Consider the following 24374-nt stretch of genomic DNA (forward strand, 5'->3'; position numbering starts at 1 on the left):
CTGGGACTCTGCATAAATCTCACTGGAGCAATTGACCAGGTTGCACTGACCACCATAAAATACTTTATAAGATGTTGGGTATAGAGGAAGGTACGAAAGCTTTCATATCAATAACGCCTGATGAAGCGTTTTTCCCACCCGATAAATTCATATGGACGTACTTTGACCCTGAAGGGGGAAGATTATGAATGGTCGTCAATGGGTTAATGAAGCCATCGGCAAAATTGAAGCGGATTTTCAACGCAGTGCAGATACACACTTGATACGACTTGAATTACCGGGAATCGACGGGATAGAGGTGTATCTGAAAGATGAAAGCACGCATCCGACAGGGAGTCTCAAGCATCGTCTGGCCCGCTCTTTATTTCTGTATGCCATCTGTAATGGTTGGGTTGGTGAGAATACCACCATTATTGAGTCCTCATCAGGAAGTACTGCCGTTTCTGAAGCCTACTTTGCGCGGCTGCTGGGCTTGCCATTTATTGCCGTAATGCCCAGATCTACCTCCGTTCACAAGATACAACAGATCAAGTTTTATGGTGGTCAGTGCCACCTGGTCAATTGCTCCAGTGAGATTTATGCAGAGTCCCAGCGGTTGGCCAGAGAGCTGAATGGGCACTATATGGACCAGTTTACTTATGCAGAGAGGGCAACAGACTGGCGGGGTAACAACAATATTGCGGATTCCATTTTCCGGCAGATGCGGGCTGAGAAATATCCGGTGCCTGGCTGGATTGTCATGAGCCCGGGAACGGGAGGTACGTCTGCCACTATCGGGCGCTACATTCGCTATAAAAAGCTGAGTACACGATTATGTGTCGTAGACCCGGATCACTCCGTTTTCATGGACTATTACTCCAGTGGCGACACAAGCCTGACTATTGACCAGGGCTCTCGTATAGAAGGTATTGGGCGTCCAAGGGTCGAGCCATCGTTTATTCCCGGTGTGATTGATGACATGCGCCGTGTGCCTGATGTGGCCTCCATTGCCACCATTCACTGGCTTGAAAGGATACTTGGCCGGAAGGCTGGCCCAAGTACCGGGACTAATTTATACGGTGCCCTGCAAATTGCTTCTGAGATGAAATCCAATGGTCAGGAAGGATCGATCGTTACCTTGTTGTGTGATCCGGGTGATCGCTATCTGGATACCTGCTATAACCCTGACTGGATTGCTGCCCAGGTTGGGGATATACAACCCTGGATAGAGGAACTCTCCCGACTGACCGGTAAATAATACCAATCTGGAGAGTTTAATTGGTATCAGTTCCTCTTTACGACTGAGGCTTATTAAGGTCGCTTCAAGCGCATTGTCGGCAGTGCCTGTTGAATGACAAAGCTATTAAAAGGCAGTCAGGAGAGGGCGGCCACAAAGCAGGGCCGCCGGGGGGTGGGGGTTAGTGATGGAGGCCTATGAGGCTGTCGGACTTAAGGCTGTCCTAAGCGGTGATACCTTTTTGTCCGAATGGCCCGAATCTTTTATCCATTCCATCCATTTGAGCGCCTAAGCCCTCACGCATACCGTCAATTGCAGCTTGTTTGGTGAGCCAGTACAGGTCCTGCCTCAAATCCTGTCCCTGGAGATTTTGGGGCATCATGGGACGCTGTTCATGACGCTGTTCATATTGTTGAGCCGCCTTGGCCTGCTCTTCAGCCCTTATCTGCTCAACAATTTTGCTTCGCTCGTTAGCCCGCTCTTCAGCCCTCAGTCTCTGTGTCTCTGGATTTGTAGAAGTGTCAAGATACTCTTCGCAGGCACGTGAATGCTCGCGATGTTGGGAAAGGTCTTTTCTGACCATGGAATCCAGAGACGTCGTATATCCTCGCTGTTCAGACCGGGGGGCACCTCCATCCAGCCGACTGCTCATGTCTTGAATTTCACTCTGAACCTTCTGCTCAAGACCTGAACGATATTGCATGGGAGAAGGCTCTTTGCCATCAGGAGGCGCAGAGCGAGTATCTTGAGGTACTCCAGGTGTTGCAGCATGTGGTTGCGCTCCACTGGCCGGGGGATGCTCATGGCCGGGAGCTGGCGGAGTATGCGCTCCGGGGGCAGGAGTGTGTGGCTGCATTGCGGAACGATATAAGTGTTGATAGCCTACATGAGGTGATGACCCAGCCAATGGTTGTTGAGGCTGATAGCCATAAACTGGCTGCTGGGGCTGATGACCATAGACTGGCTGTTGGGGCTGATGGCCATAATAAGTACCGGGTGCAGGTGGTGTTGTGGATGGTTTCGCTCCCTGGTCAGGAGCCTTTTCCGGCTCTTTTTTCCCGGCAGCTTTATCCGTCTCTTTTTTTTCAGCAGTTTCTGCCTTTTCATCAGCTTTTCCTGATGATTTTGATTCAGATTCCTGGCCTGCATGCCGCTGATTGCTTAAAAAGCCACCCCAACTCCAGCCACCCAGCCAGCCATCGCTTTTACCTGCTTTTCCATCTTTACCGTCAGTGGCTTGCTTTTCACCATCAGTGGTTTTCTTTTCACCGTCAGTGGCTTTCTTTTCACCATCAACAGCTTTCTTTTCACCATCAACAGCTTTCTTTTCGCCGTCAGCCTTAGTCTCCCCCGAAGCTGGAGTGGTCGTTCCTGCTGCAGCGGGTGGGTGAGCTGTCGGCGCTCCCGGTGGGTGCTGAGGCGTCATGTAAGGGAGAGCAGGATAGTGCGCGACAGAGGTAAAGGGTGGTTGGCCACCATGCTGAGGCGGAAAGGCTGGAGCCCTTGTTTCGCGCCCGGGCAAGTAAGATCCTGGCGGAGCGTATGGGCCGACATTGTACCCACCATAGTTGACAGTCGGTGGCTGGTATCCCCATGGCTGTCCGGTATGCTGAGCTTCATACCCAACAGTTGCCGGTTGAGAATAGAGTTGCGGTGTACCCGCAGGTAGTGGGGTTGCCATTATTGAAACCTTATTAAATTGATAGAGAAGTTTGGATTTAAAATTTGTACGGTTTTCATTTTGCCGAGATGGCGACAATATTCGACAGATAGTGGTTTCATTGGTTCTATATCAATTAGTAATTATTGTTTTATAAAGATATATTGTTTTATTTGTTTTTCATTCATCGGACTCTGAGTACTCAGGAAGACCACATAGATATTCCAACAAAACAGTGAGAACCATTGGCTGCAGTTTGGGTATTCAGCTGCACGCTTTAATTGGAGAAGGGAATTGGAGAAAGGTATGTTTCAGGCGAAAGATGCATTCAACGCAGACACTGTCCAGCAAAGCATTGTCCAGCAAAGCCCGGCCGAACTCTGGTCGATGATCTCTCCTCATTACTCCGTGGATGAAGCTTCCTGGCTGCAGGAACTGGTGCAGATCCTGGATATTGAATCCGGGGATTACGCTGAGACAGCCACTAAAGCCACCAGAATGATTGAGCAGGTCAGGGGCAGTGATGATGGCATTCATATGATTGATGCATTGTTACTGCAGTACAGTCTGGATACCCGGGAAGGGATTCTTCTGATGTGCCTGGCCGAAGCCCTGATGCGTATTCCTGATCATCGCACTGCTGATGCCCTGATCCGCGATAAATTAAGCGTGGCTGACTGGAAAAAGCATCTGAGTCAAAGTGATTCTCTACTGGTTAATGCTTCTACCTGGGGACTGCTGTTGACGGGCAAGGTGGTCAACCTGGAAGCCGGGGAGGATGGTTCTGCCGGAGGGGTTATTGGCAAGCTGGTGAACCGGATGGGGGAGCCGGTCATTCGTCAGGCGGTTAACCAGGCCATGAAGATTATGGGGCGTCATTTTGTCCTGGGGCGCAATATTTCAGAGGCACTGAAGAATGGTCTGAAACAACGGGAAAAGGGGTATACCTACTCTTTTGATATGTTGGGGGAGTCGGCCCTGACCATGGAGGATGCCCGGCGTTATCATGATGAATACCTGGCGGCGATCAGAGCCGTGGCCGCTGAGCCTGACCACGGGAAATCGGCCCGTGCCGGCATTTCCATCAAGCTCTCTGCTCTTCATCCACGCTATGAAGTAGCACAGAAAGCGCGGGTTTTCCGGGAGCTGGTGCCTGTGCTTCTGGATCTGGTTCGTGAAGCCAGGGCTGGCAATGTTGCCATCAATATGGACGCTGAGGAACAGGATCGTCATGAGCTGTTCCTGGAGGTGTTTGAGCGGGTGTACCGGCATCCGGATTGTCGTGGATGGGGTGGGCTCGGTCTGGTGATCCAGGCCTATGGCAAACGGGCACTGCCGTCGTTGTGCTGGCTTTCTGCCCTGGCCCGTGAGCAGGGAGACCGTATTCCGGTTCGTCTGGTCAAAGGGGCATACTGGGACAGTGAAGTGAAGCTTTGCCAGCAACAGGGGCTGGCCGGTTATCCGGTTTATACCCGCAAGGAAGCGACAGATGTTGCTTACCTGGTGTGTGCAAAGTTCCTGCTGTCAGAGCCAGTCAGGGCGCTGCTCTATCCTCAGTTTGCCAGTCATAATGCCCACACTGTCGCCAGTATTCTTACCATGGCAGAACGTGCAGGTGCCGATGATTTTGAATTCCAGCGCCTCCATGGTATGGGGGATGCGCTTTATAACTTTATCCTGGCTGAGCATCGTCATCCGGTTCGTATCTATGCCCCGGTTGGCAGTCATAAGGATCTGCTGCCTTATCTGGTTCGTCGGCTGCTTGAGAACGGCGCCAACTCATCGTTTGTTCACCGGCTGGTGGATGCTAAAACCCCGGTTGCTTCACTGGTTCAGCACCCGGTTGAGATATTGACAGGCCGGATTTGTTTTCAGAACGACCAGATCCCGCTGCCACCTGACATTTACGGCCAGTCACGTAAAAACTCACTGGGTGTGAATGTGGATATTGACAGTCAGTGGCAGCCATTTCGGCAAAAAGTACAGCGCTTCATGGGGCATGAATGGGTTCAGGGACCGTGGGTCGATGGTCAGCTGATAAAGGCAACAGAGACTTCTGCCATAACCTGCCCCTATGACCGTACTCACATCGCTGGCCATTTGGGATGGACTGATGACACTCAGGCTGATACGGCTGTTGGCATTGCCAGTGCAGCCTTTGAGCGTTGGAATTCCACACCTGTAGAGCAGCGGGCAGACTGTCTGGAGAAGCTTGCAGAGCTGTTGGAAGAAAACCGTGAGGAGCTGGTGGCCCTGTGCCATCAGGAAGCTGGCAAGACCTTGCACGATGCCATTGATGAAGTGCGTGAGGCAGTGGATTTTTGCCGCTATTACGGGAGTCAGGCGCGGGAGCGGTTTTCACCGACCACGATAATGCCGGGGCCGACAGGGGAATCCAACGAGCTGCGGCTTTGTGGGCGAGGGGTTTTTCTCTGTATCAGCCCCTGGAACTTTCCCCTGGCCATTTTCCTTGGTCAGGTTACCGCTGCCCTGGCTGCCGGGAATACGGTGATTGCCAAACCTGCAGAACAGACCGGCCTGATTGCTGGCAGAGCGATTGAGCTGATGCTGCAAGCGGGTATCCCCGGGGATGTAATTCAGTTATTACCGGGCGAGGGTGCCACAGTTGGCCGTCAGCTGGTGGCGGATACCCGGATTGCCGGTGTCGCTTTCACCGGTTCCACCCAGACCGCACGAGTGATTAACCTGGCGCTGGCCAACCGTCCTGGCCCGATGGTGCCGTTGATTGCGGAAACCGGTGGGCAGAATGCCATGATCGTCGACTCTACCGCATTGCCGGAACAGGTGGTTAATGATGTTGTTCTGTCCGCCTTTGGCAGTGCCGGGCAGCGCTGTTCAGCGCTTAGAGTACTTTATGTGCAGAAAGATATCGCTGACCGGGTCATCGCTCTGCTGCAGGGGGCCATGAAGGAGCTGTCTATCGGCAATCCGAGCCTTCATTCTACCGATATTGGCCCTGTTATCGATGAGCATGCCCGCCAATCACTCCAGGCTCATATCGAACGGATGAAAAAAGAGGCCACACTGCTGATGGAATGCCAACTGTCAGCGGATTGTGCCAACGGCAGCTTTGTTGCCCCGGTGGCCTTTGAAATTGACCATATTGGTCAACTGGAGAAGGAACACTTTGGTCCGGTTCTCCATGTGATTCGTTACGACGCAAAAGCGTTGCCCGAGGTGATTCATCAGATCAACAGTACCGGCTATGGCCTTACCCTGGGAATCCACAGCAGAAACGAAGTGACAGCGACGTTTATTGAACAGCGGGTCAAGGTGGGCAATATCTACATCAACAGGAACCAGACCGGTGCTGTGGTGGGAGTACAGCCATTTGGCGGTCAGGGACTGTCAGGCACCGGCCCAAAAGCGGGTGGGCCAAACTACCTGCAGAGGTTTGCTACTGAACAGACGTTGTCGATCAATACTACGGCAGTTGGCGGAAACGCTACGCTGTTGTCTTTGGGCAGTGAGTCTGTCTGATACTCTCCGCCCCCGCTCCCACCTGAACCGTGGGAGCGAGGGCAGTAATCGCCGGTTAATCCTGGGTTACCCGGTTCACCTCTTCGAGACTGGTGACCCCCTGCAGAGCCTTTAACAGCCCGGACTGGCGAAGGTTATTAAAGCCTTCCTTCTGTGCCTGTTCCGAGATCTCCAGAGAGTTACCTTCGGCCATGATGATCTGCTGCATGCCGGGGGTGATTGACACCACTTCATAAATACCTACCCGACCCTTGTAGCCGCCCTTGCAGTTTTCACAGCCTTTAGGGCCAAAAATATCGGTGGAGTCCGCTTGTTCTTCGGTAAATCCTTGTTCCATAAGCGTTTCTTTTGGGATTTGTACCTTTACCTTGCAGTGGTTGCAGAGTCTTCGTGCCAGACGCTGGGCAATAATCAGACTGACAGACGTGGCAATGTTAAATGAAGGAACTCCCATATTCTGCAAACGGGTCAGGGTCTCAGCTGCACTGTTGGTGTGCAGTGTCGACATGACCATATGGCCGGTCTGCGCCGCCTTGATGGCAATGTTGGCGGTTTCCAGGTCTCGTATCTCACCCACCATGATGATATCCGGATCCTGACGCAGGAAAGCCCGCAATGCCTGGCTGAAGTCCATACCCTGTTTGGGGTTGACGTTAACCTGGTTAATACCTTCCAGGTTAATTTCTACCGGGTCCTCTGCAGTGGAAATGTTCCGCTCATTGGTGTTGAGAATATTCAAACCGGTATAGAGTGAGACTGTTTTTCCCGAACCGGTCGGTCCGGTGACCAGAATCATCCCTTGTGGCTGGTGCAGGGCCGTCATGTACATCTCTTTCTGATCTTCTTCGTAGCCCAGGGCATCAATCCCCATTTTGGCACTGGAAGGATCGAGGATACGAAGTACGATTTTCTCTCCCCAGAGCGTCGGCAGCGTGTTGACACGAAAGTCGATGGCCTTGCTTTTCGACAGTTTCATTTTTATCCGGCCATCCTGAGGCTTTCTGCGCTCGGAAATATCCATGGCCGACATGATCTTCAGTCGTGAAGCAATCCTGGGGCCGAGGGTGACCGGGGGGCGATTCACTTCATGGAGAACACCGTCGGTCCGGAAGCGAACCCGATAGGTTCTTTCATAGGGTTCAAAGTGAAGATCCGATGCACCACCCTTGATGGCGGAAAGCAGCATTTTATTGACGAACTTCACCACCGGAGTGTCATCCTCTCCACCGCCGATGGCTCCGACAGTATCATCAGCGCCATCATCAATTGCACTGACTTCAAGGTCTTCAAGATCGACCAGGCCATCGTCGCCAAGGTCTGAAAAAGCGCCACCGGTATCATCCAGGGCGGCATCAATCATTTTCTCCAGACTTTCGGGCTCCGACAGGACCGTATGAATGGTCAGGCCGGTATTAAAGCGGATTTCGTCCAGCCCCTGAAGGTTGGAAGGGTCGGAAACGGCCACAAACAGATGTGAGCCCCGTTTGATCAGCGGGAGCACATTGTGCTTTCGCATCAGTTTTTCTTCGACGACCTCCCTGACCAGATGATCTTTGTCAAAGGCTCTGAGATCGATCACCGGCAGGCCGAACTCCTCGGCCGTGGCGAGGGTCAGTGCTTTACCATCGACCAGCTTTTGTTCCAGCAGATATCGGGCGAGGGGCTTGCTGGCCTTGGCGGCAGCCGCTTCCGCTGCGTGAAGATCGGCCTCTTCCATCACTTGATCGGCCAGCAGGCGGGCTGCCAGCCCGGTCAGAGGTTTGTTTGCCATAACCTGTTTCTGTCCCTGGAGGTTGAATTCATTGTCCTGGCCTGATGACGTTTCGTTGAACCGGCAACGGAGCATCGACAGGCTCTTGGTAATATATCCGCATAAATGGCGGATGGTTAAGGGTGGTTTTGTGCGGGGGAATTTTATCGGCTTTGGTTTTTGTTGAGGATTGCGGGGCTTTGATGGGGGATTTTGTATTGGTTGCGAGTTTGGGTATGCATTCCCACGGGGGACCGTGGGAACGAGGCAGCGGAGAACGAGCGGCGTTAGAAGGTATAACCAACCGTTCCGGTAATGGTGCCATTGCGCAGTACATCGTCCGCATCGCCACCCCAGGTGAACTTGGCCATTATATCGTCGTATTTGGCGGTCAGGCCCATATTGATCTTCTTCTCGCCTTCTTCGAAGCGGCCGGTCATATGGGAGTTGCCATCAACGTCGTGAGTAAAGCGGAAGGTGGACTCCAGGTTCAGGCTCGGCATGGCCACATCGTTCCAGTTGGCGCCGAGCATAACGTTGTAGCCCCAGCTGAAGCGGTCGAGGCGATCGTCGGCGTTTTCGGAAGGATCTTCTCCTGCCCAGTCACTGGACCCTTTGGCAACATAACGGTCGTAGTTTTCAAGACCAGAAACCTGCTGGAATGCTGCTTCGCCAACAACGTACATGAGGTCAGTTCCAAGCACAGCACCAAAAGGTTGAATGACGGCAAGTGAGGCGTCCCACATTGGAGTGCGCTGGTAGTTGGCATTCCACTGATCAGGCGTAGCGATTCTACCCTCAACTGCTTGTGAGGATTCATAGCCTTGACTATTAGCAATGTTTGCTGTCCCCAGAAGCGCTTTGGTAAGCAGATCTTCAGGATGGTCAACCCAGATAGGTGCATTTTCGCGGTAAGTAATTTCGCCCACTATTTGTGTGTAACCCCAGACTTTTGTGTTGAAGCTGGCTCCCCATAACTTGATATCCTCGGGATAAACAACTCTTGCATAGCCCCCGTGGTGGAGCATATAAAGGCCGGCCAAAGCTCCAGCAGAGGTGGCGACGTCACGACCAGTGGCTCCAATTGCTGCCAAATAGTCTTGTACCGCTAAATCAGCAGTTCCACCGAGTTGACCAACGGCTTGCAAGCCCCCAATTGCCTGCGCAGATAGAACCTGAGAATCAATAAAAGGTAAGCTGGAGTGGTAGTTAGCGTAATATAAGGCAAACTCAGTATTTGGTAATGATTCAGGCTCAAAAGTAAATCTTACCCCCCACTGGCCAGAGTTACCGGCACCTTCTACGCCAGATACATCCGCAACTTTTGTAAAGTCAGCGGATCTGTTGATGCCTAAGCCATTAATGATTTGATCTTGAGTTGATCCTAAGCCGCCAAAAGCAGTTAAACCTGCAATCGTCGTTGCGTCTAAACCAAAAGTTCCAAGTTTATAGTGTGCAAAATCCGAACCTGGAACAAAGATATCCTCATCAGAACCATAGGTACCCCGCCCTGGTAGAATAGATCGTTCCCAGTCATATTGAACAAAGCCAGATAAAGTCATCTGCTCATTGAATTGCAGGTCAGCCATCACCATCCCCTGGGCCAGGTTCAAGTCACCATCAGATCCCGGAACGGTGGATAACGCCATATCATAGGCGTTCAGATCCATCAAACCGCCGCCGTAAAAAATGGTTTCTCCCCAGTTATGGGTCTGGTCACCCAGTTTTACGCTAAGCTTCTGGCCACCATCAAACTGCCAGTCAGCAAAAACATAAGCGCTTTGCAGCTTAACACCACGACCTTGATTATCTTTGACTTCATTGGACCAGCCTGGGAAAGTGCCGGACTCATCCAAAAGCCCTTTGGCAACATCAGCGTCATTGTTTTCCTGCCAGTGGTTGGTGCCGTTCATCAGAACATGATCGTAATAAGCCGTAGCACGACCAAAGAAACCGTAGTTATCTTTTTTGAAATCCAGCTCAGAGGTGACTTTCAGAGCCTTACTGACAAATCCTTTCTTGAATGAACGATCGCCGTCGTTTTCAAGCTGTTCATTGGAGTCTGGTGTCACATAACCCTCAAGGTCATACTTGGCGCCCAGAGTGATGGTGGTATTGAGGGTTCCCTGCACTTCACCATCCATTGCCTCAAACTCGAAAGCCTGGGCAGAAGCAGAGACAAGCAGTGTTCCGGATAAAATAAAACCAGCGGTTGCAGGTGCGAGCTGCAGTCGTTTTTGTGGTGTCAACATGAGGGGCTGTGTCCTTGCCGTTTTATTATTAGAGTTATTGTTTTGTCTTTCGGCCTGCCTATTTGTACTAAAGTACATAGTGGTATGCAAGAAATTTATACCCTGTTTTGATAAACCGGGCTAAACACTGTGCCTGATCATGTAGGATCCATCTCTGGCGCAGATAATTTTTTTGACGTCCCAGGGAATATTGAGATCCTTAATGCTACTGAGGATTGGGAAATTCAGCTCGGGACGTATGATGGCACGACATGCGTTCTGAAGTTTTGGCACGGCGTCTGCCTTTCTGGTAAGCCTGTCCAATAAACATAATAAGTGCCCGTTTGATTTTTTCTTTCTACAGATACAATCGGACTCCAGTTTGTTACGTATACGTGATTGGTCTGCTATTACTTTTGCCAGGTATCGCTGGTATTTTTGCCGGGTTCTGATGTGTTTAATTGAGTCTATCGATTCGACCCGGAGGATCTCCAGCATGAGTTCCAGAGGTTCAATGAAGTCTGCTATCTCTGCTGTATCGATAGTCATTGGGTCGGCACCGCTTTCCAGCAGTGATTGAATCATCGATTTTCTGACCCTGGCACCTTCTTCTTTATCTTTGCTTTTGTACAGTAATGTACAGTTCAGTGGGGTCAGCCTCCTGGTCGTTCCGTTGTGAGCCCTGGGTTCGGTGGTCATGTTGGGATCGGCGTTATGAATTAACAGCGCTTCCAGCAGATCTGGCTGTCCCGCTTTTGCAGCCATATGAAGCGGCGTCATGCTTTCACCGTGATGGCCGGCATCCGGTGAGGCCCCTTGTTCGAGTAGCTTAAAGCAAAGAGCCCACTGCTGGCGTTGCACGGCGGTGGTCAGTAATGTTTGTTTTCCGGATTCATGGTTATCAAGTAATTCATCTTTGCAGGGGTATGCTTTATCAAGGAAAAAGATCAGGTCCCTGATGCTTCTTTCAAACATGTTATCAATAAATGCAGGATCAGTGGGTCTTAAAACCTGTATTTTAACGAGCGATTTAAAATATTCTATTTCGTTGCTGTTGGCCGGTTCTTCTGAAAAAAAAGTGGCTTTTCCGGTTATTTCTTTTTTTTCAGGGTTATTTTTGCCAGAGTTATTGACTTCAGTAACCTGATATTTGAACTTCAGTGTTCTGGTGCTGACGACCAATCTGTCCCCATCATTCATTTCACTTCTGAACATGGGGAAGACGCTTGAGGGAATCAATATTTGGGCATTGCCAGCCCTGAAGTATTTAAGGGGATTTTCGTCCCGATAAGAGTCCAGCGGGGATGAATCAAAAGTATCCATTTTCGTCATATAGAGAAAAGGGGGATCATAGATAGCCCGAACTGATACACCGTTGAGACGATGAATCGTTAGTGGGTTTCTTTTATCAAGGTAGAACTCATTGCCGTTGGATGCTAATAGTTGATAGCTGGAATGCCGGTGATGAGATCCATAAAGCCTGTCGACTGAGTCGGAGAGAAATATAGGTTTGGTTATTTCCATGATACTGGTAGCAAGGTCTTATTGCGTGATTCAGTGATTGATCAGATATATCTGAACACTAAATCACTTAGGCCATAAATCTGTATCAAAGTTCCGTATTTTTTTATTGAGTCGTTGATATCTGATTGTCATCAGCCCTTCATTCTCGCTATGGTATACGCACAATAAATTTAATAAAAACTTTACGTTACCGAGCCTGCCTATGCGTACCCCATGTTTTCTGCTGTCTATGTTGATCTCAGCCCAGGCATTTTCCTGGTCCAATCACACCCTGGTCACTCACCAGTTGCTGGCGACACTGCCACAGGTTCGGGATGCTGCCCCGGCGAACGTTGAAAGCCTGGAAAGCTTTCTGTTGGCTAATGAGAAGGAACTGGAAGGCTTCCTGGGTCAGCAGGAGCAATGGATGCAGGAAAATTTATGGCACTATGCGCCGCGTCCGCAAGAACTGGCCTTCAAGGCGACGGGTAGCAAAGACGATATTCGTACCCGTTTTGCCCATGCCATTCGTGTCAATCCAAATACTAAGTGGCCGTTGTATCTGCAGCTTCTTCCCGGGGAAAAGCGACGATCTCCGCTGATCAGGCCACAGGCAGTCAGCACTCTGAAAAGGTTTGATCATCTGGTTTCTGTGCAGTTGGTTCAACTGAAAGCCGGGGATAAGGCTTCCGCTATTGATATCGTCACAACAGCCGCGGATGAACCCGATCACGGGCTGGATATCGGCCTGTTTACCGACAGCAATACCGACTATGGCAGGATTTATGGGTTTGGCAAGCAGCCCTTTGGTAATCCAAACCTGGAATATGGAACACAGGCACCTTTCCACATGGGCTTTTACCATGAGTCTTCCCTTATTTATGCCGTGGGTGGTTTTTTAAAGCAGACTTATCCGGAGTATCGAATTCAGTTGTTTAAGCAGCTTTCCGAGTTTGCCTTCAGGCAGGGGCATGATTACTGGGGATGGCGTTTTATGGGGTGGGGGCTGCACTATCTGGGGGATTTTTCCAACCCCTATCATGTGATGCCGGTACCGGGAAATAGTACCATGGCAACCCTGTGGATTGGCTTAAAGAACCTGATGGGTTTTCCCCAGGGGCAGGACGAGGCTATTCAACTGGCATCGAACCGGCACACAGTCCTTGAAGATTTTCAAAGCCAGGTCATGAGTCAGGCTTACAAAGAGAAAAACATTCAGCACCCAACCATTCAGGCATTAACGAGGCAAAAACCGGCCAGAGTGTTCGAGGATGGTCATATTGTCACGGTAATTTCCCAGCAGGCTTATGATAAAGCTCATTATGTTCACGAGGTGCTGGAACAGACCATGCCTGGAAAATACGTTGATAATCCCCTGGTGGAGTATTCTGAACTGATTGCCAGGTCTTCGTTACAGACGACGGTGTTAAAAACTTCCGGTGAGGATGGCTATAACCAGCTAATAGCTATTATTACCGATTTGCTGGGTGGGTTTTCTGAGAATGGCGCTTCCTATGTTGAGGCTATTCTGTCTGCCAACACATTTCAGAATGATCAGGCAGGACTGGATTGAGTCGGAAGAGGTTAATACAATTAAAAAATAAGCCCGGCAGTTGCCGGGCTTATGCTTATGAGTTGGTTAGTGATGAAGAGGGCAGGGTCTGCTTTCTTATCAATGACGGGTTTCGCTGGCGGGGAGAATGTTGGGATGATCCAGCCAGTCTTCGGGATTGTCATCAATCGTATCTATCGCTTCCGCTTCTTCAAGCTCACCACGTGTCGCCAGCACGGCCAGCTCTTTGGCAAATTTTTGCAGCAGGTTAATGACATCATCACGATTACTGTTCAGGCTTTCATCGATTTCAATACTGAATAGAGGCGAGGTATCATCCGCAAACTCTTCCTCTTCCTTGCGCATAAGAACCATATGCAGACCGGAAAACTCGTCATCACTGACTTCGGCCAGTTTAAAAGTGATTGATTGTGCTTCCCGAAGAATAGACAGCAGTTTCAGGGCTTCGGCAGCACTAAGATCTCCGGCATCCACACGGGCTTCAACATACTCTCTGGCAGAAAGGCCAGAGGCCATGTAGTTGTCTACCAGATCTTGAATACTCTTGTACTTGTTTTGGCTCATAGACCCTCCTGACAGCTGTTTCAGCTGATGCCTGGCAGGAAATTTGCCAGGCGCCAAGGCCAGACTCACCAGAGGCAGGGTGCGCTCTCAATTAGCCATGAGACCAGTACTTCAAACACGTAATCAGACATGGCCTGATACACTCGGTATGGTGGCCACCTGTCTAATTGAGAATGTCCTCTCACTCTGATTCCTGTTTCCAGTGTACCTGATTAGTGATGAATGTATAGGGAATAATACTGATGAAGTTGAAGTGATATAACTATAGTCTCATGGTCAAATTGGCTTGAGTCTTTTCTGAGTCTTTCCTGAATCTTAGTGGGCCAGCTGTTTTGTTTCTCTCTGGGCTGATTTTTCAGGCGCTATTGTTGAGATGATGCTTTCAACCTTTGGGGTGCTCGTTACAAAAGTATGAACTTGTACAGACTTAACCTGAACCTTTTGCCAGGCCTCAAGGCGTTACTTGATACTCAAAGTGTTTCCCTGGCTGCGAAGCAGATGCATGTTACCCAGTCCGCCATGAGCCGGACGCTGGCGCAACTGCGTGAAGCCCTGAATGACCCGATCCTGGTCAGGCAGGGCAATCGTATCTTCCTCTCTGAAAAAGCGCTGGCGTTGAAAGAGGATGTGAACCGTGTGGTGACTGAAGCCAGTACCATCTTTGAGAACCAGCAGTTTGACCCCTGGATTACCGAGAAAAACTTTACCATTGCCGGGACTTACATTGTTCTTGAACAGATACTGCCACAGATCCTGCACCAGTTCTGGAAACAGGCACCGCATTTTAACTTTGAACTGTTACAGTTCAGCCCGCAGCTGGATAAAAAGCTGGAGGCCGGTCAGGTTGACCTGGTTCTGGGCTATGTGGGAAAGCCACCGGCCGGTTTCAGTTATGAGCCATTAATGGATGATAATATCTGTGCCCTGGTGCATGAGGATCACCCTCTCGTCGATCAGGAGATAACCGTTGACGATCTTGAGCAGTATTCGGTGATTCGCCACTCTTCATGGATGGGAAGTCCTCATTTCATCAGGGACTATCTGGAAGGTCTCAGTGAGAATATCCGTGTGGCGGCTAAAACACCCAATCTGCCCATTGGTTTGCAGCTGGTAAAGGATACCCGTCATATTCTGATCACTATGGAGAGAGCGGCTCGCTCCAATACTTATGTTCAGAATATGACCATGAAAACCCTGCCCGGTAAACCTCCCAGGGTTAACTATTACGTCGTTTGGCCGGAGTACTGGGAGCACAACCGGGCGCACCGCTGGTTCCGGGAGTTCATCATTAATCGCTTTCGCCTCAAGTTGAAGGAGATGGACAGACAGCAGTCACTGATCAATGGTGAGTCAATAACTGCTGGCATTAGTGTTGGACATTGTTAGGTGTTGTTAGATGTTGCATCAACACACCTCAGTTCGACCACATCATGAAGCTTCTCAACCTGCGTAACCAGCAGGTGCGCCGGGCGGGGGCTGGAAACGGTCATGCATAGCTCAATTTTGCCACCACAATTGGATGGCGCCATGCTCATGGTGTTCAGAGTAAAGCCCCGGTGTCGGATGACTCTCAGTATCCGCTCCACGACGTCAGGCTGTTGATGGCATTGTATTTGTAACTGGATACTCATGGGTGTTGCTCCAACATTTCGTGGTTAGCGGCTCCCGGTGGCACCAGGGGCCAGACGTTTTCCGCGGCATTGATGCGCACATGAAGCAACCATGGGCCATTGACACTCAACATCTCATCCAGGGCAGGCGCTACCTCATCGCGATGGGTCAGGGTTCTGCCGCCAATGCCAAAGGCCCTGGCCAGCGAGATAAAGTCGGGGTTATCGGAAAGGTCGGTTTCGCTGTAACGACCCTCATAAAACAGTTCCTGCCACTGGCGAACCATGCCCAGTTTCTGGTTATCCAGCAGTACTATTTTAATCGGCAACTGTCTTCTTCTTATGGTGTTCAGTTCCTGGACATTCATCATAAATGAACCATCACCGGACACCAGGGTAACTGTGTCGTCTGGTCGCGCCATTGCCGCACCGATGGCTGCGGGCAGGCCAAAGCCCATGGTACCCAGGCCACCACTGGTCAAATGGTTGCGGGTGTGCTGGAAGGCCATATGCTGGGCAACCCACATTTGATGCTGCCCGACATCGCAGCTGATGATGGCATTATCTGGCAACTGCCGGGATAACTGGTTGAGCAGATGCGGGGCATAAATATCGTTACCGGGTTTGTCGTATCGCCATTGGTGCTCTGCCTTGAGCCGCTGGCAGTGGTCAACCCATTTATTGATGTTATTGATGGATAACCTGATGGACAGTTCTGCCAGCACCCACTGCATGGGCTGATGAAAGACGACATCAGCAGCTCGGCGTTTGTGGACTTCTGCAGGGTCTATATCAATGTGAATAACCTGCGCTTCGGGAGCAAAAGTGTCCAGCTTGCCAGTCACCCGGTCATCGAAGCGGGCCCCCACAACAATCAACAAGTCACACCATTGTACTGCGGTGTTCGCTGCCCGGTTGCCATGCATCCCCAGCATGCCAAGATAAGCACCGTTGTCAGGGGTAACAGTACCAAGCCCTTTTAATGTGCAGACACTGGGCAGGCCGGTTATTTGCAGAAACTGACGTAACTCATCAGTAGCGTGAGCCATATTCACACCACCACCGATATAGGCGATGGGGCGCGATGCTGACTCCATGAGCTCCAGGGCTTTATGAAGATTTTCACAGGCAGCCTTGTCTGGGTGAACGCTGTTCTCAACCAGGTTGAGCGGTGGCTGCCAGCTGGCCGGAGCCTGTTGAATATCTTTAGGAATATCCACAAGAACCGGGCCCGGTCGTCCGGAGTTTGCCAGAGTGAAAGCCTGATGAAGGGTCTGGCAGAGCATGTCTGGCTCTGTGACCAGAAAACTGTGCTTGGTGCAGGCCATGGAGAGCCCCAGGATATCGATCTCCTGAAAGGCATCGGTACCCATGGCATTGGTCGGTACCTGACCGGTAATGGCAACAATGGGAACGGAGTCCATCATGGCATCTGCCAGCGCCGTAATCAGGTTTGTTGCACCGGGGCCTGAGGTGGCGATGCAAACACCGGTTCGCTGGCTGGAGCGGGCATAGCCAATGGCGGCGAAACCAGCACCCTGCTCATGGCGGCAGAGCAGGTGTTCAACAGGGGAGTCAAGCAGGGCGTCATACACCGGCATAATGGTGCCGCCGGGATAACCAAAAACAGTATCAACACCGTGGTGAACCAGGGTCTGTACGATTGCTTCAGCACCATTCATATCGATTATCCCCCGACTGCCAGGTTCTGAGAGTAATGGTTTTAGATAGAATGACACTCAGGGTAATGACAGACAGGGCAACCAGGTTCAACATGATTTCTCTCCTTTATCAGGTATAAAAAAACCCCCGGACCTTTCGGTGCGGGGGTTTTGTAGCAGCTGTTTATTCAGTTGTTCAGCCCACAAAACCTCCCGCGGTGATAATAATCACCACGACTGGAATAACTGGTAGGCTCAGGGCTGAAGGCATAACTCACTCGTCAGATTCAATTAATGAACTAACAGGTTTTATAGCACAGCATTATCTGCGGTGCCAGAACCTCAGTATCCGGGTGATTTAAAATGGTTGATTCACGAAGACCCGGAAATAACTCTCTTCATCTCCGCCGGCGACCTCGGTCCTGACGGTAATTCCCTCAACCCGGAACCGGATACCGCCACCAACGCTGGTTTTCATGTCCTGGTGCAACGTTTGAACGTCGAACTCATCGGCGACTCGTCCTGCATCCATAAACAGGGTCCATTGCCACCAGGGCATATCGTAAAGTGGGCCGATAATTGGCATGTCTTCCAGTGGCTGCCACTTTGGCATGATGCGATATTCGATGCTGTAGGAAACGGCTGAACGGCCATAAAACCGGTCGGAGCCATACCCGCGCAACTTGTTCCAGCCACCCAGATTAATGCCTGCGAAGGAAGGGGGGCGCCGGAATACGTCTTCACCATTAATCGTTGTTGTCTCGTTCCATGTTGGCGTATCAGCTACCCACGCATTCAAGGCCAGGACTTGCTGGTTCATCAGGTCATTGCTGCCCAGGCTGAAAAATTTGCTGAACTCAAACTCAACCGTGGACCAGTCCGGCCGGTCTTCACTGCCCCAGTCCCGCGTATAGGTGAAGGATGTCCGGCTGCCGCGGGTGGGTAACTGGCTGGAGTTACGGTTGTCATAATCCAGGGTCATCCGAATGCCCACTGATTTATCGGCTTCATATTCCGGCTGGAACTCATCGAGTCGCTGACTCTTGTAATAGGGTTGCAGTTCCAGAGTGGTGATTCCGGTCGTTAATGGATTCCAGTGGGTTCTGCTGCTTTCATAGCCTGTGGACTTTTTCACCATGGCCGCAAGCGCGCCGTCCTTACCATCCCCAATCGGGAGGGTGTAGTGAAAATCAGCCAGGTAGTGTTGCTCTCGCCCCCCGGTACGGATTGAGTTCTCAAGACTGGAGTCATTACTGCCTGGCTTCTCATTCGGGTAATCCGGGTGGCCGGGCAGGAAGTAATTGGTTATAGCCAGGCTGGATTCCAGAATACTGAAATCCATCTGCCAATGGTCGAGGCCCGGAATCATGACCTTATAAAGGCCCAGATAGCCCATTTTGGTGCCATTACTTGACCCGATCACGGTTCCGAACAGTGTCATTTGAGGTTGTATCAGGCCTTTTACCACGCCCGCTCCACCCAGGGCCATGCCCCAGTCTTCAGAGCTGAAGAGAAACGGTATACCGACAGCTTCTCTGTAGAGTGACCCCGATTCACCGTTGGTCGAATTACCAGCTAAAGAAATACTGCTGTTCAATAAAGCAAGTAACCCCAGAGACATTACTTTTCTTGTTCCAATCATTTTGCAATTTATATCCCGATATCCCTGAGAGGGTATTTCTGAAAACAGCTGGACTGGTTAAATAGTCGAGTTTGTTTCAAAGGTTGTTATCAGCCCATGCATGGTCCCTCTGGCCACATCACAATGTGATCAACGGATGGAGGCTGATGTGATGGCTGGTATTATCAATACTCCGGGGGATTTCTAAATACGGTATTGCCTCAGTTTATCTGCCCATTAAAATGACCTGCTGATTTCAAGGGCATGATCACCATGAAGATCACGATGAAAGGCCAGACCGATACTAAACCCACGTTTCTGGATGTTGATAACCTCCGGCATCAGTTTCCATTGCTGTCACAGACAGTGCATGGCCACCCGCTGGTATACCTGGACAATGCAGCAACCACACAGAAGCCGGTGTCGGTTATTGAGGCCGTCGACCGGTATTACCGAGAGCAGAATGCCAATGTGCACCGGGCGGCGCACTTCCTGAGTGCCTGCACAACCCACGCATTTGAGGCCGCCAGGGAAACCACCCGCCATTTCATCAATGCCCGTTTTGCCCAGGAGATTATCTGGACCAGCGGAGCGACAGAAGCGATCAACCTGGTGGCCAACAGCTGGGGACGAAGCCAGCTAAAGGCCGGTGATGAGATTATCCTGAGTCGCCTTGAGCATCATGCCAATATCGTTCCCTGGCAGCTGATGGCGGAAGTCACCGGGGCAGTGATCAAAGTGGCTGAATTGGATGACGCTGGCAATCTGGATATGCAACAGTTCCGGCAATTGTTGTCGGACAAAACCAGGCTGGTGGCCGTAGCCCATATTTCCAATGCCATTGGCACGATAACCCCTGTTAAAGAACTTGTTGAGCTTGCCCATAATGCCGGTGCCCTGGTGCTGGTGGACGGTTCTCAGGCTGTTGCCCATCTGAACGTGGATGTTCAGGCGTTGGGGGCCGACTTTTATGTGTTTTCCGGGCATAAGGTCTATGGCCCCACGGGAATCGGTGTTCTGTACGGACGGAGGGAACTTTTGGAAACCATGCCTCCCTGGCAGGGTGGGGGAGAGATGATTGAGCGTGTCAGCTTTTCAGGAACCCGCTTTAATCGCCTGCCGTTCAAATTTGAGGCAGGAACCCCCAACATCGCCGGTGCTATAGGTTTAGGCAAGGCGCTGGAATTTTTAGCAGATATTGATGTTGCCGCCATGCATGCCCATGAACATCGGCTGTGTTTGGTGGTGGAGGAGGGGTTAACCCGGATAAGCGGCATTCGTCTGATAGGTCAGGCAAAACAGAAAGCGCCCGTAGTGTCATTTGTATCCAGTGAATATCATAACCAGGACATCGGGCTGATGCTTGATCAACAGGGTATTGCCGTAAGGACCGGGCATCATTGTGCCATGCCCTTGATGGAGAAACTGAGCCTCAATGGTACTGTCAGGGCTTCTTTTGCTCTCTATAACACCGTCGATGAGGCCAGGGCTTTTGTGGAAGCCATGGAAAAGCTCCACCATTCACCGCTGTATATTGCTCACCCCGGCACGACCAGTAGCCAGGGCGAGGCGCAGGCAATGGTCAGTGAAGTAACCGGCCTGCCAGCGATTTTTCGTCAGCAGGCTTTGGACCTTAACTCAATAACTGAACGGTTGAATGGGCTCTCCGGCTGGCAGGAACGCTATCGCCAGATCATGCTGCTGGGCAAAGAGCTGCCTGTGCTGTCCAGTGAATGGAAAAGCGATGACGCCCGGCTGCAGGGGTGTGAAAGCAGTGTCTGGCTCCATTATCACTACGATGATGAAACCATGCGCCTGTACTTTATTGCTGACTCCGATGCGCGGGTGATCCGGGGGCTGATCGCGATTGTTCTGGCCGTATTCTCAGGCAAAACACCGGAAGAGATTGAGCAGGAAGATATTGACCTGTGGTTCCGTGAGCTGGATCTGTTCAATCATCTAAGCCCGTCCAGGGGCAATGGACTCAAGGCGATTGTCCGGGAGATTCAGACGACTGCCTATCGTTATCGTTAACCCGGACACTGACTGTTTTTGATCGAACTTATACCAATCGGACTTACTAACTCCCTATTGCGCTGAAGATTTAACTGGGCCCACCTATACCGTTATCAAGTTGCCGCCCTGTGGATTCTTTTTAACGGCTCAATCCGCCCTGGTCAGCTTTTCTATAATTCGCGCAGCGGCAACAAAACCGAAGGTAGCAGTCACTGCCGTGGCTGCGCCGAAGCCACTGGCGCAGTCCATTTTCATTGGACCTTCACCGGTTGGCTTGGTCTGGCAGATGGTGCCGTCAGCCTGTGGATAAACGGCCTGCTCGGTGGAAAACACACAGTCTACACCAAACTTTCGTTTGCTATTTTTGCTGAAGCCATGGCGGTCACGAAGCTGGTTGCGCACTTTTCTTGCCAGGGGATCGTGCCAGGTTTTGGTCAGGTCGGTGATTTGAATTTGGGTTGGGTCCATCTGTCCGCCAGCGCCGCCGGTGGTGATGATTTTGATTTTGTGACGTTTGCAGTGGGCGATCAGTGCCGCCTTGACCCGGAAGCTGTCAATGGCATCCAGCACATAGTCAAACTCGCGGGTGATCAGTTCCTGCAGGTTATCTTCCGTAATAAAGTCTTCAATGGCCTGACATCGGCACTCGGGGTTTATTCGGGCAATGCGTTCGGCCATCACTTCAACCTTCGAGCGGCCAATGGTGTCCGTGAGGGCATGCAATTGACGGTTGGTGTTGGTCACACAGATGTCATCCAGATCGATCAGTGTAATGCTACCCACCGCTGTTCTGGCCAGGGCTTCTGCTGCCCAGGAGCCAACTCCGCCGATACCGATGACGCAGACATGGGATTGACGAAGTTGTTCAACAGCGCTGTTGCCATATAGACGGCGGATGCCGCCGAACCGGTCGTTGAAGCTGCTCTCTGATGAAGAGCCGGATGAAGAGCCGGATAAAGAGCTGGGGGAATAGGCTGCTGGCATTGGGAATGACTGAGATAAAACATTAGCAACCGATTATACAACCCGAAGCGGCATTTTTTTAATCAAATTTTGCCCTGCTGTTCGGTGAACAGTTCAGCATGGACGGAACGCAGCTCATGCAAAATTGCCTGGTCCTTCAGCCATCTGTTATGTTCCCTGTATGGGAAAACCCGTTGGGGTTCATCATAGTTATAATAGGGTTCAAAGACCGCACCGTGCTGAATCAGCAGGCGGGTAAGCGGATTACCCTCTCCACCCCATAGCACAGCCTTGCAGATCGGCTTGGGACAGCCCCTGTTGGGGTCAGCACGGTATGTCAGTAACAGCTCTAACTCTTTTGTACGGGCTTGGCTCGCAGCAGAGGCTAAAGGAGTGCCATCCTTTGAATCGGGGGCGATACCCCCATTTGGGTTAGCCCCTGCCTTGAGCAAGGTTTCGATCACTTCCCCGCTGTATCGTCCACAATCGAGTGAATGGTCCATGACACTGCATAATGATCCAGGTTGATGTGCCAATAATAATTCGCAGGCCTTTACATTACCGCTGGCAGCGCAAAACCCCAGTGCATTCCACAAATTGTCATCATAAAATGAAAAGTCGGCCTTTACATGCGGACTGTGCCTTACCCGGTACAGGGCATCCACATTGGCACCATTTTCCACAAGTGCTGCTACCACGTTTTCATGATGATGGTAGGCAGCGTAGCAAAGTGGGGTCCAGCAGCCGGTTCTGGGCGAGTCAAAAACGTTGTCAGGATTTATTTTATGGGTGTTGATTAATGTTTTGATCTGATCAACATCCTGTGCCTTGACCGCTCGCCATAAATCCATTGGGACAGGTGCCTTGTCTTGACTCGCAGTGACCTGTCTGGCAGCGATATCCGGGGCGTCGGTTGCAGGTTGTTTAGGCAAGCAAGGGGTGGCATCCGCAAGTGCCTGTACCCGTGAGTTGTTCGATTCAGGTAAGACGTGACCTGAAGCAGTGCTGGCCTCAGCGGATGGATAGTTTGGTGCTAATGAGGAAGTAACATTCGACAAGGGGTTAGACATATTCTCCACCTTTTCATTTCATCCATAGCGAGCAGTTTGTTTAACATCAAAACTCAACTGACCCGACAGCCATCTGTAGATATTTGAATCGGGCTGAGCCAGGTCTATAGCCCGTATACCTTCATTATTTTGCCGGTTGGCATCGGCGTTAAAATTTGTCATTAGCACGGCAACAAGCTGTTCGTTGTCGTTGCTGACTGCATGGTGCAATGCTGACCAGCCATCACTGTCTGCATGGTTGACATTGGTAACCTCATTGGCAAGCAGAGAAATCATTAATTTCATGTTGCATAAAAAGTCGGAGCTACAGCGGCCTTTCCCGATACCTTTGGTTTCACTGGCCAATCGGAGGAGTAAATCTTCAGCAGGCTGTGCCTCTTCAACAGCTATCCCTGAACGTCGCTGTATTGACCGGTCTGACAATGGTGGTTGTGTGCTGCCCTGACTGTCGGGCCTGGGAATGGCGGTGGTCCTATGGACGACAAAGGGTGTATGGCTTGCCTTATTACTGTGGGTTGAATCAATGACAGTTGCATTATCATCTTTGCTGGTTGATGGACCAGGATTTTGTGAACAAGTTGCGCCATAAACAGCAGGGCCTATGGGGTTTGACATGTTCTTACCCATGTTGTGACTGATGTTGTGACTGATCAGAATAGCTGTCTTTCTCCGATTATTCAGCAGATCAGGTTAGTACATATCCAGAGGCTCTGGCTGAAAATATCTGGAAACTATTGTGAGTATCGTCGAAGAACTGAATGTGGCTGGTAACCGGGGAAAATTGACTGGCACGCCACCAAGGGAACCTAATAATAATTTTGAGGTCTAACTGCGGCATTTATATTAGCCACTTCTGCAGGGCTTAATTCTGAAAGCAACAGCATCAACCCATTCCCAAACGAAGGCTGCTGGTCCGGTTGACCATCGAGCCGGTTCAACCAGGACATTTAACCGTGGCAGCAGAGCATTTAACGGCAGCAGTGCATTTAACGGTAAAAGAGTCTCAAACCAACTGTCTCATCCAGGCGCAGGCGCTACTGCGGGTGATGGCAAGCGTATGGAGGATGCCTTTTGGCAAAAAAAACCATTACATGGACGTCAAATCACCTCGGCTGCAGTGCTTTCAGCCTATGGCAAAGATACTACGTCTATCCGATGTGGGTTCTTCCTGCAAAAGCTTTGCTTGCAAAACGTACAGCATAACAACAGAAAAGTTACCCCGGACCTGGTTATCCGGGAATTCAACCGGATGCCAGACCGACTCAACAAGTACCAGTTAGCAATAGCCCGCTTCAAAGAGGAGTGTTGCCTGAGGGGGCTGCTGTTAAAGGGCAGGCAGGTCACAACGGATGAAGTGGTCAAGGGTTTTCAGTCCGTCAGGGCAGCACTGGAGCTGGTGCGCTTTAAGGAGCAATGTTGCCTGAAAGGGCTGATG

Annotated in this window: 17 protein-coding genes; 6 read left to right on the forward strand and 11 right to left on the reverse strand. The window is 50.9% G+C overall.

From position 1 onward, the window contains the following. Positions 1 to 184 precede the first annotated feature (184 nt). On the forward strand, positions 185 to 1237 hold the full coding sequence (locus KDK13_RS18455; RefSeq protein WP_257286471.1) for a PLP-dependent cysteine synthase family protein: 1053 nt from the start codon (positions 185 to 187) through the stop codon (positions 1235 to 1237). Positions 1238 to 1439: 202 nt separating this feature from the next. On the opposite strand, the gene KDK13_RS18460 is transcribed toward KDK13_RS18455, so the two are convergent. Then, on the reverse strand, positions 1440 to 2897 hold the full coding sequence (locus KDK13_RS18460; RefSeq protein ID WP_257286472.1) for a hypothetical protein: 1458 nt from the start codon (positions 2895 to 2897) through the stop codon (positions 1440 to 1442). A 285-nt stretch (positions 2898 to 3182) separates the two neighbouring features. Here KDK13_RS18460 and putA point away from each other — a divergent pair, with 285 nt between their 5' ends. After that, positions 3183 to 6377 (forward strand): bifunctional proline dehydrogenase/L-glutamate gamma-semialdehyde dehydrogenase PutA, encoded by a 3195-nt coding sequence (putA, locus tag KDK13_RS18465; RefSeq protein WP_257286473.1) that lies wholly within the window; start codon positions 3183 to 3185, stop codon positions 6375 to 6377. A gap of 55 nt (positions 6378 to 6432) precedes the next feature. Here the strand turns inward: putA and pilB are convergent, their stop codons facing one another. From pilB to KDK13_RS18480, 3 genes are all read right to left on the reverse strand, one after another. Beyond that, entirely contained in the window at positions 6433 to 8148 is a 1716-nt protein-coding gene (pilB, locus tag KDK13_RS18470; protein WP_257286474.1) for a type IV-A pilus assembly ATPase PilB, read from the reverse strand. A gap of 266 nt (positions 8149 to 8414) precedes the next feature. Then, complete coding sequence (locus KDK13_RS18475; protein WP_257286475.1) at positions 8415 to 10379, reverse strand: DUF1302 domain-containing protein; 1965 nt, start codon at positions 10377 to 10379, stop codon at positions 8415 to 8417. A gap of 120 nt (positions 10380 to 10499) precedes the next feature. Continuing rightward, positions 10500 to 11882, reverse strand: a complete 1383-nt coding sequence (locus tag KDK13_RS18480) for an ankyrin repeat domain-containing protein (RefSeq protein ID WP_257286476.1) — start codon at positions 11880 to 11882, stop codon at positions 10500 to 10502. Positions 11883 to 12111: 229 nt separating this feature from the next. On the opposite strand from KDK13_RS18480, the gene KDK13_RS18485 reads away from it, so the two are divergent. After that, on the forward strand, positions 12112 to 13434 hold the full coding sequence (locus tag KDK13_RS18485) for a hypothetical protein (RefSeq protein WP_257286477.1): 1323 nt from the start codon (positions 12112 to 12114) through the stop codon (positions 13432 to 13434). A 99-nt stretch (positions 13435 to 13533) separates the two neighbouring features. Here the strand turns inward: KDK13_RS18485 and KDK13_RS18490 are convergent, their stop codons facing one another. Continuing rightward, on the reverse strand, positions 13534 to 13998 hold the full coding sequence (locus KDK13_RS18490; RefSeq protein ID WP_257286478.1) for a hypothetical protein: 465 nt from the start codon (positions 13996 to 13998) through the stop codon (positions 13534 to 13536). 411 nt (positions 13999 to 14409) lie between these two features. Here KDK13_RS18490 and KDK13_RS18495 point away from each other — a divergent pair, with 411 nt between their 5' ends. Further along, the gene (locus KDK13_RS18495) at positions 14410 to 15384 is read left to right on the forward strand and encodes a LysR family transcriptional regulator (protein WP_257286480.1); all 975 of its coding nucleotides are present in this window, start codon (positions 14410 to 14412) and stop codon (positions 15382 to 15384) included. Here the strand turns inward: KDK13_RS18495 and ilvM are convergent. From ilvM to KDK13_RS18510, 3 genes are all read right to left on the reverse strand, one after another. Then, entirely contained in the window at positions 15381 to 15629 is a 249-nt protein-coding gene (gene ilvM, locus KDK13_RS18500; RefSeq protein ID WP_257286481.1) for an acetolactate synthase 2 small subunit, read from the reverse strand. The genes KDK13_RS18495 and ilvM overlap by 4 nt on opposite strands. Then, on the reverse strand, positions 15626 to 17290 hold the full coding sequence (ilvG, locus tag KDK13_RS18505; RefSeq protein ID WP_257286482.1) for an acetolactate synthase 2 catalytic subunit: 1665 nt from the start codon (positions 17288 to 17290) through the stop codon (positions 15626 to 15628). Before ilvG ends, ilvM begins: the two co-directional genes overlap by 4 nt. Before the next feature lie 337 nt (positions 17291 to 17627). Next, complete coding sequence (locus KDK13_RS18510; RefSeq protein ID WP_257286483.1) at positions 17628 to 18890, reverse strand: BamA/TamA family outer membrane protein; 1263 nt, start codon at positions 18888 to 18890, stop codon at positions 17628 to 17630. 273 nt (positions 18891 to 19163) lie between these two features. On the opposite strand from KDK13_RS18510, the gene KDK13_RS18515 reads away from it, so the two are divergent. Continuing rightward, positions 19164 to 20924, forward strand: coding sequence for a SufS family cysteine desulfurase (locus KDK13_RS18515; protein WP_257286484.1), 1761 nt, complete (start codon positions 19164 to 19166; stop codon positions 20922 to 20924). 129 nt (positions 20925 to 21053) lie between these two features. Here the strand turns inward: KDK13_RS18515 and tcdA are convergent, their stop codons facing one another. From tcdA to KDK13_RS18530, 3 genes are all read right to left on the reverse strand, one after another. Then, a complete protein-coding gene (gene tcdA / locus KDK13_RS18520; protein ID WP_257286485.1) occupies positions 21054 to 21890 on the reverse strand; it encodes a tRNA cyclic N6-threonylcarbamoyladenosine(37) synthase TcdA in 837 nt (278 codons plus the stop codon). Positions 21891 to 21952: 62 nt separating this feature from the next. Next, positions 21953 to 22939 carry an ankyrin repeat domain-containing protein gene (locus tag KDK13_RS18525; protein ID WP_257286486.1) on the reverse strand — a complete coding sequence of 329 codons (987 nt, stop codon included), beginning with the start codon at positions 22937 to 22939 and terminating at the stop codon, positions 21953 to 21955. Between the two features lie 18 nt (positions 22940 to 22957). Beyond that, the gene (locus KDK13_RS18530; protein WP_257286487.1) at positions 22958 to 23554 is read right to left on the reverse strand and encodes an ankyrin repeat domain-containing protein; all 597 of its coding nucleotides are present in this window, start codon (positions 23552 to 23554) and stop codon (positions 22958 to 22960) included. A gap of 442 nt (positions 23555 to 23996) precedes the next feature. On the opposite strand from KDK13_RS18530, the gene KDK13_RS18535 reads away from it, so the two are divergent. Next, positions 23997 to 24374, forward strand: a 378-nt coding sequence (locus KDK13_RS18535) for a hypothetical protein (RefSeq protein ID WP_257286488.1), incomplete at its 3' end; no start/stop codon positions are given.

The organism is Endozoicomonas sp. SESOKO1 (assembly GCF_024606265.1).
GTDB lineage: Bacteria > Pseudomonadota > Gammaproteobacteria > Pseudomonadales > Endozoicomonadaceae > Endozoicomonas.